The 15,280-nt window shown below is 38.3% G+C and carries 17 protein-coding genes; all 17 read left to right on the top strand.

Going from position 1 to position 15,280, the window contains the following annotated elements:
- Positions 1-83: 83 nt before the first annotated feature.
- A complete protein-coding gene (locus NBG71_RS14515; RefSeq protein WP_250916961.1) occupies positions 84-815 on the top strand; it encodes a hypothetical protein in 732 nt (243 codons plus the stop codon).
- A gap of 398 nt (positions 816-1,213) precedes the next feature.
- Positions 1,214-1,801 carry a TetR/AcrR family transcriptional regulator gene (locus tag NBG71_RS14510; protein WP_075673542.1) on the top strand — a complete coding sequence of 196 codons (588 nt, stop codon included), beginning with the start codon at positions 1,214-1,216 and terminating at the stop codon, positions 1,799-1,801.
- 26 nt (positions 1,802-1,827) lie between these two features.
- Positions 1,828-2,682: a transcriptional regulator gene (locus NBG71_RS14505; protein WP_191901596.1), complete on the top strand. Its 855-nt coding sequence runs from the start codon at positions 1,828-1,830 to the stop codon at positions 2,680-2,682.
- Positions 2,682-3,200: a FidL-like protein gene (locus NBG71_RS14500; protein WP_006536331.1), complete on the top strand. Its 519-nt coding sequence runs from the start codon at positions 2,682-2,684 to the stop codon at positions 3,198-3,200. Before NBG71_RS14505 ends, NBG71_RS14500 begins: the two co-directional genes overlap by 1 nt.
- Positions 3,201-3,876: 676 nt before the next feature.
- Positions 3,877-4,155 carry a BMC domain-containing protein gene (locus NBG71_RS14495; protein WP_004249182.1) on the top strand — a complete coding sequence of 93 codons (279 nt, stop codon included), beginning with the start codon at positions 3,877-3,879 and terminating at the stop codon, positions 4,153-4,155.
- A gap of 20 nt (positions 4,156-4,175) precedes the next feature.
- Entirely contained in the window at positions 4,176-4,460 is a 285-nt protein-coding gene (locus NBG71_RS14490; protein ID WP_006536329.1) for a BMC domain-containing protein, read from the top strand.
- A 14-nt stretch (positions 4,461-4,474) separates the two neighbouring features.
- On the top strand, positions 4,475-4,753 hold the full coding sequence (locus NBG71_RS14485; protein ID WP_006536328.1) for a BMC domain-containing protein: 279 nt from the start codon (positions 4,475-4,477) through the stop codon (positions 4,751-4,753).
- Positions 4,754-4,825: 72 nt separating this feature from the next.
- Positions 4,826-6,493: an acetaldehyde dehydrogenase (acetylating) gene (locus NBG71_RS14480; RefSeq protein WP_250916960.1), complete on the top strand. Its 1,668-nt coding sequence runs from the start codon at positions 4,826-4,828 to the stop codon at positions 6,491-6,493.
- Between the two features lie 26 nt (positions 6,494-6,519).
- Positions 6,520-6,783, top strand: a complete 264-nt coding sequence (locus tag NBG71_RS14475) for a EutN/CcmL family microcompartment protein (RefSeq protein WP_036934514.1) — start codon at positions 6,520-6,522, stop codon at positions 6,781-6,783.
- 7 nt (positions 6,784-6,790) lie between these two features.
- Positions 6,791-7,939: a 1-propanol dehydrogenase PduQ gene (locus NBG71_RS14470; RefSeq protein ID WP_250916959.1), complete on the top strand. Its 1,149-nt coding sequence runs from the start codon at positions 6,791-6,793 to the stop codon at positions 7,937-7,939.
- Between the two features lie 56 nt (positions 7,940-7,995).
- Positions 7,996-11,424, top strand: a complete 3,429-nt coding sequence (gene cutC, locus NBG71_RS14465; RefSeq protein ID WP_075673538.1) for a choline trimethylamine-lyase — start codon at positions 7,996-7,998, stop codon at positions 11,422-11,424.
- Positions 11,425-11,524: 100 nt separating this feature from the next.
- Entirely contained in the window at positions 11,525-12,475 is a 951-nt protein-coding gene (cutD, locus tag NBG71_RS14460; protein ID WP_075673537.1) for a choline TMA-lyase-activating enzyme, read from the top strand.
- A gap of 13 nt (positions 12,476-12,488) precedes the next feature.
- On the top strand, positions 12,489-12,935 hold the full coding sequence (locus NBG71_RS14455; protein WP_250916958.1) for a BMC domain-containing protein: 447 nt from the start codon (positions 12,489-12,491) through the stop codon (positions 12,933-12,935).
- Positions 12,935-13,579, top strand: a complete 645-nt coding sequence (locus NBG71_RS14450; protein ID WP_075673535.1) for a phosphate propanoyltransferase — start codon at positions 12,935-12,937, stop codon at positions 13,577-13,579. The genes NBG71_RS14455 and NBG71_RS14450 overlap by 1 nt, the downstream gene beginning before the upstream one ends.
- A gap of 17 nt (positions 13,580-13,596) precedes the next feature.
- Complete coding sequence (locus tag NBG71_RS14445; RefSeq protein WP_099660491.1) at positions 13,597-14,301, top strand: hypothetical protein; 705 nt, start codon at positions 13,597-13,599, stop codon at positions 14,299-14,301.
- 35 nt (positions 14,302-14,336) lie between these two features.
- Entirely contained in the window at positions 14,337-14,753 is a 417-nt protein-coding gene (locus NBG71_RS14440; protein ID WP_075673533.1) for a DMT family transporter, read from the top strand.
- 82 nt (positions 14,754-14,835) lie between these two features.
- On the top strand, positions 14,836-15,162 hold the full coding sequence (locus NBG71_RS14435) for a DMT family transporter (protein WP_004245856.1): 327 nt from the start codon (positions 14,836-14,838) through the stop codon (positions 15,160-15,162).
- The last annotated feature ends 118 nt before the right edge of the window (positions 15,163-15,280 follow it).

The following is a 15,280-nucleotide window of genomic DNA, read 5'->3' as shown; positions in this document are numbered from 1 at the left end:
GAGGTTTTTTTATATTTTAAGATCTTAATTTCAATATTATCGGCAATCAATTTAAATTTATTTTAATTAATATAAGGATATAAATGAATATTAATTCTATATTTAGAGATACAGTGAATCAACTGACAACAGGAGCAGGAAAAGTAATAAACAATATTGTTGATTTTTTTTCTAATCTTAGTTCAGGAATAACGGGTATATTTAATAGTAATATTTATTTTAGACAGGTTAAAACAGAGCCGAGTTTTATTAGTCATACACCTATAAACTTTGTAAATAATAAGGATGAATCAATAAAAAGTTCACTTGGAATTATAAATGAATTTTTAAATAAATGTGAAAATAATTCAAACATGATTGAAAATAAATATAGTGAGGTTGTTTATTGTATGACTACATCTAATGATAAATCTTATTATACTACTCTTTTTGAAGGGCAGACTCATAATAAACCTTCTGAAAAACATATTTATACTACTCTTTTTGAAGGGCAGACTCATAATAAACCTTCTGAAAAACATATTTATACTACTCTTTTTGAAGGCCATACTTATAGTATTCCATTTGAAGAGCATACTTATAGTATTCCATTTGAAGAGCATACTTATAGTATTCCATTTGAAGAGCATACTTATAGTATTCCATTTGAAGAGCATACTTATAGTATTCTATTTGAAGACCATATTTATAGTATTCCATTTGAAGAGCATACTTATAGTATTCTATTTGAAGACCATACTTATAATGTTCCTTCTAAAGAAGATATTTATGATAAACTTCTAACGGAAAGTAAAACTATGGGGTTTTTTACTTAAAGATAAAACCAAATTTAATACCATTTAACTGGTGGTGATTCTATTTTTAATAAAAAACAGCAGTATAAAGATATAATGATTCAGATAAAAAAATAAGCGTAATTAAAAATAAAGAAATTAATTAGATATTGATTTCTTTATTTTTGCTAAATTGGTTTTTTAATTAAGATTATAAACATATTTTTTTTTGATAAAAATCAAATTTTATATCCCTTTAATTTTTAAATTAATTATTTAGATCAATCTTGTAAAATAAGTTTAATTTTTTAAATTAAATTTGATTGGGAAATAAAGGAATGTGAAGTCAACTGCATTATTTACATATAATAAGCCTCAGTCGAAATCAGATTGATTTCGATCAATAAGGAACATACCGACTGGTCGGTATCATCCTGTGCATGAATACAACTGCGCATCACCGAAAAAAAGACCCTATCCGAGTTCAAGAGCAATTATTGGAAGCGGCAAGTATTATTGTGGCTAATGAAGGAATAGCTTCTCTCTCTTTAAATGCTGTAGCAAAAGAAGCGGGTGTAAGTAAAGGTGGTCTACTTCATCATTTCCCCGGAAAATTAGAATTAGTGCAGGCAGTATTTAAACGGCTATTAGGTATTATGGATAGTCGCATTGCAGTTATTATGGAAAATGATCCTATTGAAGCGGGGCGTTTTTCTCGCGCATATTTAACTTATATTTCTGATTTAAAACAGTCAGACGAAAGTCGCCAATTAGCTATACTGTCTTTAGCAATGCCAAACGAGCCTATTATGCGTAAATGCTGGCGAGATTGGATGTTAGATCATTTAGCCAAAGGCGATAAATTAGATAATAGCTATTTAGGTACATTAATTCGTTATGCCGCAGATGGTCTTTGGTTATCTGAATTAACAGAAGGCCCTACGATTTCACAAGAAGAGCGTAATGCATTAGTTGAAAGATTATCTGAGATGACATTTGACTATATGGCAAACACAGTAAATCAGTAATTTTAATCAGGATGAATGAGGGCACAATGAAATACAAAATAAATGCCTTAATTTATTACGACGCAACGGATGGCGCGATATCGTTAGAAAAAGAGAGTGTTGATACACATCTTTCTATTACCGCAAATGCGTTACTGTTTTATTTTATTCAGCATCCAGGTGTTGTTAATCGTGATGAAGTATTAAAACGTGTTTGGGATGATAATGGGCTGGTTTCATCAAACAGTAATTTAAACCAATATTTGAGTTTATTACGAAAAACATTTCGTCATTATGGTATTGAAAATATCATTGTCACTATTGCGAAAGGGCGATTAGAGTTCAATCCGGATATTTCAGTTGAACTTATTGATGATTCAACGTTATTACCTTCAACTCAAACAAATGAAGAAGAACCTATTTTAGTTAAGGATGAAAACAAAATAGCCGTTGAAACAACGACACCTTTATCTTTAACTCAAACACCTTTAGAGTCTACACAAGAAGAAACACCGCAACAAAAACAGAAACCAGAAATTTGTTGGTATTTAGCCAGCATTGGTTTTTTATTAGGTGCGGTATTTCTTACGGTGATCATCTTTTTTAATCAACATCAATCAAAGCCAATTTCACTGACACCATTAACACATAATGATTGTGAATTACTTTCTAATGAAGCGATGATTAATTCTGCGGTAAGTGATAATTATGTTCGCAATTTTGACGCAGTAAGAAAGAAGCTTAATTTACAGTGTGTGAAAGGTGAGCGATTTGTTTTCTTCTATGGTGATAAATTACAAACAAATGGATTAGGGCGCGTATTTTTAGCGCACTGTGCAAAGAACGAAGATAATCCATTTAGTTATTGCGACAATTACTTTTACTATTCTTGGAAATACTAATGAAAATCTCAGGGAAACTTTTATGTTTTTTATCGGCCCTGATTTTTATCTTGGTCGCCACTTATGCAGCAACAAGATTATTAACCATTAAAAATGAAGGTGTCATGGTTTGTTCAACTAAAGGCATTATGCGTTTTGAAAATATGGAAGATGAAAATGTAAATGGCAATATTCATTTTTCATTTGGTGCCAATGGTAAAGGATCAATTGTTGTTGAAGGCTATACCACCTCAAAAGCAGGATGGTTGTATTTACAACGTTATGTGAAATTTGATTATACGACCAAACGTGTTTCACCAACCGAACGTCACTATTTTGTTAGCCAATGGGATGCGAGTGCATCATCAATTGATGAATCTCCAGACGTTATTTTTGACTATTTTATGCGTGAAATGTCAGATAGCCATGATGGGCTATTTATTAATGCACAGAAGCTAAATGAAAAAACATTACTATTAAGCTCGCTCAATTCACCACTCTATATTTGTACCTTAAAACCGGGTAGTAAATTCGATTAATCGTCCTGATTATCTGATTCTATTTTTGCAAGGTGGCTTCTATATAGTCGCCTTTTTGTTTATCTAACACGCAATACATCCCATCCTTCTAATTAACTTTCTATTCTCACATAGCCTTAGGTTTAGCTCTTAGATTTAGTGCTTTGCTTATTGCGTAATTTGAACAGATTGTCTGCATGATTTTTATCACATAAGAGTGCTCACCTTTATTTTTATACATCGCAGTGAAGGTTTAGATTTAATAAATATGTTATCAACAAAAAAATAGCACGATTTGTATATAGACTTGATTTAGCCTTTTTCAATTATTGATCTCACATTGAAATATCAGTGATATCTCGCACATCTTTCTCGTCAATATGTACTGCCTTTTTGCACCTTTTCAACATCCTCCTAACAAAGTTAATTTGCCTATTTTTTCATCTATTTTTTGCGTAAATCAATAAATTTATAACGATGAAAAAAACAAATTAACAGCATAGATATATAAATACAGGCATAAAAAACACTAAATAACAGAGTTAAATTCTATATGCGTTCATATCATGGATTTATATTTTGTTTTCGTTTTTACGCGCTATAGTGATTTTGAAACCAACGTCTGCGTTTAAAAAATCACCACGCAGACACAATGGGCAAACGTAAACCGTTAAACGGCTTCTCGGAGGAAATGAAAATGGGTGATGCATTAGGTCTGATCGAAACCAAAGGTCTGGTGGCATGTATTGAAGCCGCTGACGCTATGTGTAAAGCCGCGAACGTTGAACTTATTGGCTATGAAAATGTGGGTTCAGGTCTCGTGACTGCGATGGTGAAAGGCGACGTAGGCGCAGTGAAAGCTGCAGTAGATTCAGGTGTGGAGTCAGCACAGCGCGTGGGTGAAGTTGTTACATCGCTCGTGATTGCTCGTCCTCACAATGACATCAACAAGATTGTTATCAAACACAAGGCATAGTTTTTGCCTTAGGAGAACGTATGGGTGATGCATTAGGACTTATTGAAACTCAAGGGCTGGTTGCTTGTATTGAAGCCGCCGACGCGATGTGTAAAGCGGCAAATGTTGAGTTAATCGGCTACGAAAATGTGGGTTCTGGTTTAGTGACTGCAATGGTGAAAGGTGATGTAGGTGCCGTTAAAGCCGCTGTGGAATCAGGCTTAGAAGCTGCTCAACGTGTTGGTACTGTTGTGACTTCATTAGTCATCGCTCGTCCACATAACGATATTCAAAAAATCGTTGCCCAGTACAAAGTGACTGAATAACGAAGGAAATAAATATGAAAGAAGCACTAGGTCTAGTTGAAACCAAAGGTCTTGTCGCTTGCATTGAAGCTGCTGATGCAATGTGCAAAGCAGCCAATGTTGAACTGATTGGTTATGAAAACGTCGGTTCAGGTTTAGTGACAGCCATGGTGAAAGGCGATGTCGGTGCAGTCAATGCAGCGGTTGAGTCAGGTGTTGAAGCGGCAAAACGTATCGGCACCGTGGTGACTTCTCGTGTTATTGCAAGACCGCATAACGATATCGAGAAAATTGCACAACAGCACAAAGCCTGATTTTCAGGCGTGCTGTAAAGCAAAGAAATAAGTTATTCAGCTAAATTTTTTAACTCCTGTATGGGGGAAGACATGGTTGCATTAGATAAAGATTTGCAATCCAGACAACTGGCTCGTGAGCTAGTTCGTAACGCGAAAAATGCACAACTTGTTTATGCTAAGTTTGCGCAGGAAAAAATCGACAGTATTGTAAAACACATTGCATTTGAAGCTGCTCGTCATGCAGAAGAGCTGGCAAAAATGGCGAACGAAGAAACAGGCTTTGGTAAGTGGGAAGACAAAGTTCTGAAAAATACCTTCGCGTCATTGCGTGTGTATGAACATATGAAAGACATGAAGACCGTTGGCATTATCAATGACGATAAAGTGAAAAAAGTCATGGATGTTGGCGTGCCTTTAGGTGTTATCACGGCGTTAGTTCCTTCAACTAACCCAACATCAACCATTATCTATAAAACCCTAATTGCACTGAAAGCGGGTAATGCGATTATTTTCTCTCCGCATCCAAATGCAAAACAGTGTAGTTTCCGTGCGTTAGAAATTGTTAAAAAAGCTGCGCTAGAAGCTGGGGCGCCAGCTGGGATCGTTGATGGTGTGACATTACTAACACTGGAAGCGACGAAAGAATTAATGCACAGCAAAGATGTGTCATTAATTTTAGCGACTGGTGGTGAAGGTATGGTGCGTGCAGCTTATGCATCAGGCACACCGACAATCAGTGGTGGCCCAGGTAATGGCCCTGCCTTTATCGAACGCAGTGCCGATATCAAAAAAGCAGTTAGCGATATCATCACCAGTAAAACATTCGACAATGGGGTTATCTGTGCATCAGAGCAATCCATTATCGTTGAACGTTGCATTTATAACGAAGTTCACCGCGAGCTATTGGCGCAAGGTGCTTACTTTATGAATGACGAAGAAGCTACAAAAGTGGCTTCAATATTACTGCGTGCTAACGGCACAATTAACCCAGCAGTTGTGGGTAAAGATGCGATTTATTTGAGTCAGCGTGCAGGTTTTAGCGTACCCGCAAATACGCGTGTATTAATCGCATTACAAGATACTGTTTCACCAAAAAATCCGTATTCACGTGAAAAATTATGCCCAATCTTAGGGATGTATATCGAAGAAGATTGGAAATCAGCGTGCGATCGCGTGGTGCAATTACTGACTAACGAAGGTTTAGGTCATACCTTAGTTATTCACACCAAAAATGAAGATGTTATTCGTCAGTTCTCTTTAGAAAAACCGGTTAACCGTATTCTGATTAATACCCCTGCGGCATTAGGCGGTATCGGTGCAACAACCAATATTACTCCTGCACTTACTTTAGGTTGCGGTGCTGTTGGTGGCGGTTCTAGCTCTGACAACGTTGGCCCAATGAATCTACTGAATATTCGTAAAGTAGGTTATGGCGTGCGTACCGTTGAAGAGTTGAAACAACCTTGTCCTTTGGCACAAGAAGCTGCTCAATCTGCTGTTTCTGCTTGTGCTGTTTCTAGCACAAATCACCAGACCAGCATTCTTGATGATGATCGTTTTCGTTCACCTTCTTTAACTCCTGTTCATGCGGAATGTGCAACTGCACAACGTCAAACTCAAGGTGATGATCGCTTTGGTGCATCTCCTTATGCAACGACGGTCAGTGCTTGTGCGCAACAAGTGATTGAACAAGGTGATATTACCGAAGAAAACGTGGAACGCATTATCAAGGAAGTTCTCGGACGTCTGAGTAAATAACTCATTGATATAAGGCGATATAAACCATGATCCTCGCAAAGGTAATCGGACACGTAGTAGCGACACAAAAAAGCCCAGAACTTAAAGGGAGCAATTTATTAATGATAGCGACCTTAGATGATGAGCTTAAGCCACTGAAGAACAAAACGTATGTTGCAGTGGATAGTGTAGGTGCAGGTATCAACGATGTTGTGTTGGCTGAAGAATACTTCGCACTGAACAAAGAACGTTACAAAGCGATGTCAGTGGTTGCCATTGTTGAGAAGGTTTATCGGGACAGTAAGGAGTAATAACGACATGAGTGAGTTTCTGATAAAACCCAAAATTCAGTTTGGCACCAATGCGCTGGATTTTCTTTCTGGGTTAACTGCCCGCCGCGCATTTGTGGTGACAGATAAAGCAATGGTGAAGTTTGGCTTTGCAAATAAAGTCACTGACAAGTTAATGCAACGGGGTATCGAGTTCCAAGTTTACGATGATGTAGCTTCAGATCCGGATATTTCAGCCATCGTAAGTGGTATGAAGATGATGGATGCGCATTATCCAGATTTGGTTATCGCACTCGGTGGTGGGTCAGTGATTGATGCCGCGAAAGCCGTTATGTACTCCCTCTGGCATACCCGTAAAGAGAGCAACAGAACAAAACCACAATTTATTGCTATCCCAACCACGAGTGGTACGGGCTCTGAAGTGACCTCTTTTTCAGTGATCAAATCACGCAGTGAAAAATTGGTCTTGGTTGATGAGTTTATGTTGCCTGATGTCGCCATTCTCGATCCTGAGTTGGTGAAATCTGTACCTCCTGCAATTACGGCAGATACAGGTATGGATGTCCTTTGTCATGCACTAGAAGCTTATGTTTCTAAAGCGGCATCTGATTTTTCTGATGCGATGGCAGAAAAAGCCGTCAAGTTAGTATTTGGTCATCTTATTGATTGCCACCATCAAGGTGACAACTTATCTGCTCGCGAAAAAATGCATAACGCATCTTGTATTGCAGGCATGGCATTTACTAACGCCTCGTTGGGTATTACTCACAGTCTTGCCCACGCATTAGGCGGTGTATTCCACGTTCCTCACGGTCGTGCAAATGCGTTATTGATGACACATGTTGTTGCCTTTAACGCCAATCTTCATGGTGATTGTAATAGTGAAGCTGCAAAACGTTACGCCTATCTTGCTCAAAGCTTAGGGCTTCCGGCTAACACAGTAAAAGAAGGGGTAACCAGTTTAATCGTCGCCATTAATGTATTGAAAGATGAAATGGGTATGCCGAAGAGTATTCGCGATACCGGTGTCAGTGAAACGGACTTTTATGCCCGTTTCACGGAAATGGTCGGACAGGCTTTACGAGATAGCTGTACGCCGACAAATCCACGTGACGTGAACACACACCAATTAGAAACATTGTATCGTCAGGCATTTGCCGGTGTATCACACAGTTAATGCTCAACCGAATTAATACCGATTAGGTCAAGTAAAGAACATCAGGAGAGCCTCACATGGCCAAATATTCTTTGACGCCACGCGTAAAAATGCTGGCAGAACGTTTAGTTTCACGTAATAGCTCAATCAGTACAGAGCGTGCAACCATTTTTGATTCATTAGACAACAGCATTGCAGGTGTTCCACAAGCGATTAAACCTGCACAACGTTTTTATGAGTTTATCCGCCATTTTCCAAGCTATATCGCACAAGATGAACTGATTATCGGCAGCCAGTCATCTACACCACGCGGTGCGATTTTTCATACTGAAGAAGAAGTGCGTAGTGACTCTATCTACCGTTTCTTAAGTATTAACAATAGCGTTGCATCACCTGATTATATGCTGGTAGTAAACCAAGGTTTCTTAGCCATCAAAGCACAGCTTGAAGACAGAATTAGAAGCATTGGTAGTGCCGTAAATCGTAGCAGTATGGATGAAGCTAATTATTGTAAATCAGCTATTTATGCATGTGATGCAGCACTGTATTTTGCACAAATTCTATCTGCAAAAGCAGAGAATTTAGCCGCAATGGAAGGTAACCCATATCGTAAAGCAGAATTATTAGATAGCGCAGCGGTATTACGTAAAGTTCCTGCAAAACCAGCAGAAACCTTTAAAGAAGCGGTTCAAGTATTCTATTTATTGCAATTAGTTTTACATCTGGAAAATGGTAGCTATGCCATTAATCCAATGGGATTTGATAAAGCACTTTATCCATTCTATCAACGTGATATCGACCAAGGTCGTTTAACACAAGCACAAGCGTATGAAATTGTTGAAAGTGTATGGCTGAAATTAGCTGAGCTTTCAGAAGTGCGTGCGACCAAAGAAGTTGATGGTTATCCAATGTTTGATGCCATGACGCAAGGTGTTGATATCAACGATCCACGTGTCAGCATTAACGAATTATCAGAAATGTTGCTATCAGCTCGTGCTAACTTGTCAACTTTGCACAGTTCACTGCAAGTGCGTTTATACAATGGTCGTATGAATTCACAGCCTCAATATGCTGCACCTTCTGCAAACGTTGTTGCACCAACGGCAGACGTGAGCGAATTCAAAGTGATGGAAGGTTTAACACCTCGCTTACAGCGTTTACGTAATCGCTATTTAGAAGCACGCCCAAGTGTTTCTATCTATAGAGCTTTAGCATTTACTGAAATTACACGCGAGAATCCAGGTTTACCACCAATCTTACTACGTGCTAAAGCGTTCCGTCGTGCATGTGAAACAGCACCTATCTTAATTCAAGATGAAGAGCTGATTGTTGGACATCCTTGTGGAAAACCGCGTGCGGGTGCTTTCTCTCCTGATATCGCATGGCGTTGGGTTCGTGATGAACTTGATACCATGAGCACGCGTCCACAAGATCCATTCCAAATTTCAGAAGAAGACAAAAAAGTTATTCGTGAAGAGATTGTTCCATTCTGGGAAGGGCGTTCTCTGGATGAGATCTGTGAAGCACAATATCGCGAAGCAGGTGTGTGGGAGTTTAGTGGTGAAACCTTTGTCAGTGACCTTTCTTATCACCAAATAAACGGTGGTGGTGATACTTGCCCAGGTTATGACGTACTACTTTTCACCAAAGGTATGAACGGTATTAAAGCCGATGCGCAAGCAAAACTGGCTGAATTAAGCATGGAAAATCCTGCTGATATCGACCGTATCTACTTCTACAAAGCGTCTATTGAAAGCTGTGAAGGTGTGATTGCTTACGCCCATCGCATTGCAGAACATGCACGTGAATTAGCATCAAAAGAGAGCAATCCACAACGTCGTGAAGAGTTACTGACGATTGCTCAAGTTAACGAAAACGTACCTGCTAATCCACCAAAAACACTGCAAGAAGCACTGCAAAGTATCTGGACGGTTGAGTCACTGTTTGAAGTAGAAGAAAACCAAACCGGTCTTTCTTTAGGTCGTTTAGACCAATACTGCTTCCCAATGTATGAAAACGATATCAAATCAGGTCGTTTAACGCGTGAACAAGCACTGGAAATGATGCAAGCCTTTATCATCAAATGTGCTGAGTTAATGTGGATGTCGAGTGAGCTAGGAGCGAAATATTTTGCAGGTTATCAGCCATTTATTAACTTAACCATTGGTGGACAAAAACGCTCTGGTGGCGATGCGTGTAACGACTTAACTTACTTGATTATGGATGCAGTGCGCTTTGTGAAAGTGTATCAACCCTCACTAGCATGTCGTATTCATAACCAATCTCCACAACAATATATGGAAAAAATTGTTGATGTAGTTAAAGCCGGTATGGGTTTCCCTGCATGTCACTTCGATGACTCTCATATCAAGATGATGCTACGTAAAGGCTTCGACTTTGAAGATGCGCGTGACTACTGCTTGATGGGTTGTGTTGAACCACAAAAATCAGGTCGTATTTATCAATGGACATCAACAGGTTACACCCAATGGCCTATCGCGATTGAGTTTGTCTTAAATCGTGGTCGTATGGTGCTGTTTGATAGCTATCAAGGTTTAGACACCGGTGATTTACGTGACCTGCGTACTTATGAAGATTTCGACCGCGCTGTAAAAGAGCAAGTAGCACATATCGTTCGTTTATCTGCAATTGGTACTGTGATAAGTCAACGTGTTCACCGCGATGTAGCACCAAAACCATTAATGTCTCTGTTAGTAGAAGGCTGTATGGAACAAGGTAAAGACGTCACTGCGGGTGGCGCAATGATAAACCATGGTCCGGGTCTTATTTTCTCAGGTTTAGCGACTTATGTGGACTCAATGGCCGCTATTCGCAAACTTGTTTATGAAGATAAAAAATACACCTTAGAGCAAATTCGTGATGCGTTATTAGCTAATTTTGAAGGCCAAGAAGAGTTGCTACGCGACTGCTTAAATGCACCGAAATTTGGTAACGATGATGATGTTGTTGACCAATATGCGCTAGATATTACGGAATGGACTGAGCGTGAATGTCGTAAATACAAAATGCTCTATTCCACTTTGAGCCACGGTACGCTGTCTATCTCTAACAATACGCCAATTGGTGAGTTAACAGCAGCCACACCAAATGGCCGCTTAGCATGGAAACCATTATCAGATGGTATTAGCCCAACGCAAGGTGCTGATAAACATGGTCCAACTGCGATTATCAAATCAATCAGTAAGATGAATGTTGAAACTATGAACATCGGTATGGTTCATAACTTCAAATTCCTGAAAGGGTTGTTAGATACCAATGAAGGACGCCAAGGTTTAATTACCTTATTAAGAACGGCTTCAATACTGGGTAACGGCCAGATGCAATTTAGCTATGTTGATAATGAAGTGCTGAAAAAAGCACAACTTGAGCCTGAAAAATACCGCGATTTAATTGTTCGTGTTGCAGGTTACAGTGCTTACTTCGTTGAATTATGTAAAGAAGTTCAGGATGAAATTATCAGTCGTACTGTGATTGAGAAATTCTAATCATAGCCATAGGGATGGCACAGACTATCCCTTTTAATCGACAAGACAAGATTTAAATTTATCGAACAAGGATGTTTGATGCAGATTTGGAGGCGTAAAGATGGAGACGGCGGCAGAAATAAGAGGGCGGATATTTAATATCCAGAAATACTCTATTTATGACGGTGATGGTATTCGTACTCTCGTTTTCTTAAAAGGTTGTAATATCCGCTGCCCTTGGTGTTCAAATCCAGAAGGTCTCAGCAGTGAATTTCAGGTGATGTACTCTCACGACAAATGTGTGGATTGTGGTAAATGCGTTGATGTTTGCCCTGCAGGTGTGCATTACATGACAACCAATGAAAGTGGTAAACAAGTTCATCGTGTTGATCGCGCTGTTGATTGTATTGGTTGTCGTAAATGTGAAGAAGTCTGTATCTCTGATGCTCTTGATATTATAGGGAAAGATGTTTCAGTCTCTGAGCTAATGAAAATCATTATGCAAGATTATGATTTTTATATCTCTTCAGGAGGTGGTGTCACAATCGGTGGCGGTGAAATGAGTTTACAAACTGATTTTGCGGTTGCGCTTTTACGAGAATGTAAAAAGATGATGATCAATACCGCTGTGGAAACACAAGCGACCACTAACGTGGCGAATTATGAAAAATTAGCGGAAGTCGTTGATCAATTTCTGATTGATATCAAACATATTGATACTGCTCAGCATAAAGCGTTATTTGGCATTGGTAATGAGAATGTCCGTCGTAACCTAGAGCGTTTAATGGATCTCGGTGCCAATGTAGTTATTCGTATGCCTTTAGTGCGAGGTTATAACGATTCTTATGACGCGATCACCGGCGCGATTAATTACGCGAAGGAGCTCTCAAAACGCGGCAATATTCAGCGTATCGATATTCTTCCCTATCACCAGTTTGGACGTAATAAATACGAAAAATTGGAAATGATCTATCCGATAAAAAACGATCCAAGTTATACGCCAGAAGAGTTAGACAGTTTAGAAGCCTTCTTTAAGAAATTTGATTTCGATATCCGTCTTGTCCGTCACTAAGTAGGAGAGAAAGATGAACAGTTTAGGTGTGATAGAAACACGAGGATTAACCGCAGCCATTCAAGCCGCTGATGCGGCTTGTAAAGCAGCAAACGTGGAAATTATTGGATACCGAAAAGTAGGATCTGGCTTGGTATCGGTCTGTTTTCAAGGTGAGATCAGTGCAGTAAGAACTGCGGTTGATCATGGTGTTGATGTCGTGAGCCAAAAAGAGTTGGTGATTGGTTCATTGGTTATCGCAAGACCAGAGTCTAGTGTTATTACTAAATTACTGACGATAAAAGGTAAGAAAAAAGCACCTATTGTTGCTGAAAAAGTGCAAGAGACGGCCATTGAAGCCACAAAAGAAATTGCGGATTTGCAGGCTCAAAATATTGCTTCTGAAACTAAAGCAGTAACAGATAAAGCACAAAGCAGTAAAAAAGAGCTCAAACCAGAAAGCCGTAAAGGTAAAAAATAATGATTAATCAACAACTCATGGGGAAAATTCTCTCTCGTTTACCCACACATGGTGTGATGTTGGGAGAGACGCAAGGAATGGCTATCCCTGTTGGTATTTCTAATCGTCATGTACATCTTTCACAGAAAGATGTTGAAGCGTTATTTGGTAAAGGTTATCAACTCACTCCGTTTAAAGATCTTAAACAACCGGGTCAATTTGCAGCAAAAGAGTGTGTGATTATTGTGGGTTCTAAAGGTTCGATCAGCAAAGTTCGTGTTTTAGGGCCTGTTCGTCCACAAAGCCAATTAGAAATTTCAAAAGCTGACTGTTTTGCATTAGGCATCAAAGCGCCAGTACGTGAATCGGGTGATTTAGTGGGTTCTGGCAATGCTGTTTTAATGGGGCCGGCGGGTCATGTTGAATTAAAAGAGCAAGTGATTTGCGCTCAACGCCATATTCATATGAGTGAAATTGACGCCAGAATGTTAAATGTCACCAATGGACAAAAAGTACACGTTAAAACAGAAGGTGAGCGCAGTTTAATTTTTGATGAAGTTGTTGTTCGTGTTAGTGAAAAATTCGCTTTGGAATTTCATATAGATACTGATGAAGCTAATGCAGCAGGGCTTCGTAACAACGATAGCGTATTTATTGTCAGCTAAGACAATGAGGTGGCGTAATGGACAATCAATTAATCGAAAGGATTGTTGCTGAAATAGAAAAAAGAATGAAAAAGCCGGTGCTGTTAGCGCTTACTCCTGCACCGGGATACCAGGATGAAATTTGCCAACGTATCAATACTTTTTCTCATATTCGATTTTCTTTATTTGTCACAACACCGGCACAAGCGTGCCATGATTTGTCGAAATGGCGTCATCTAGGTGATATGCATAAAGCGGACGAGTTTGATATTAATACTTTATCTTCTTATCACGCTTTATTCGTTCCCTATTTCGATAAAAAGCTGGTGGGTGAAATTATTAACGGATTATTTATAAGTGAAGAAGGAAAGCTAATTCATTCTGCACTTGCTCAAAATATTCCTGTTATTGCATTACCTTATTTTTGCCAACCAGAAAGTGAATTAAATGAGATTTTAGGTTTAAATAAAAATAAAGAGTACAACCTGCTTATTCAGGAAAATATTAGTCGATTAAAATCAATGGGTATTATGTTTCACCCTATAAATGATGTTGAAGCTAATTTAATAAACTATGATGTTAAGCATCAAGCTAAACCTGAATATAAACCTGAAATTAAACAAGAGAATAATAATCGCTATATTACTTTGAAAGAGGTAATGAATAAGCCTGGAGAATACTGTTTATCGCAAGATAAATTGACAGATTCTGCTATTGAATATTTAAAAAGTTTAAAAAATTAACCTTAAACTATATCTGATAACTCAGGAGTCTTATTATGTCACCAAAAGCTAAATCATGGCTTTGGATGCTGGCGGTTATTATTTCAGAAACCTCAGCAACCTCTACTTTAAAAATGTTTGATAATAGTGAAGGAACAACCAAGACATTATTATTAGGCTTAATTGTTGTTTTATACGTTATTTGTTATTACTCATTATCACGGGCAGTTAAAAATATTCCTGTTGGTCTGGCTTATGCAACGTGGTCAGGTACAGGTATTTTAGTGGTTTCTTCTTTAGGTATGTTGTTTTATGGTCAACATCCTGATACTGCTGCAATTATCGGTATGGCTGTTATTGCCAGTGGTATTGTCATTATGAACCTCTTCTCCAAAATGGGATCAGAAGAAGAGGAAGAAGAGACAACTGAAACTCCGAATATTAAACAGGCAGTATCGCCAGTTAATAAATAAATCTATTTCTTGATAAATCTATTTTTAATAAAACTATTCTTTGATAAATAAGTATTTATTAAAATAAATAAGGATAACAATTATGTTTACCGGATTCTTATGGCTGGCGCTGTCTATTGGTTCTGAAATCACTGGTACTTCAATGATTAAAAAGACCAACGGCTTTAGTAAATTAGCCCCTTCTGTTTTAGTTATTGCTGCTTACTGTATTTGTTATTTTGCTTTAACACGTGCAATGGGATATATCCCTGTTGGTGTCGCTTATTCACTTTGGTGTGGGTTTGGTATTGTGGGTGTAACGTTAGTTGCGATGATTTTATATAAACAAAAACCAGATTTACCAGCTATATTCTCGATGGCATTGATTATCTCTGGTGGGATAATTATGAATACATTCTCTACCATGTAGTTGTATATTAATTATTTTTAATGGAAACACTGAGTTTTAGGTAAAATAGATTCAGTGTTTCTATTTTTTTTGAAATATAAAAATCACGATATAATATTTTTATACAATGATTTCAGTT

It is taken from the genome of Proteus sp. FZP2095, from assembly GCF_023701425.1.
Classification (GTDB): domain Bacteria; phylum Pseudomonadota; class Gammaproteobacteria; order Enterobacterales; family Enterobacteriaceae; genus Proteus; species Proteus cibarius.
This window is presented reverse-complemented; position numbering and strand designations above follow the sequence as displayed.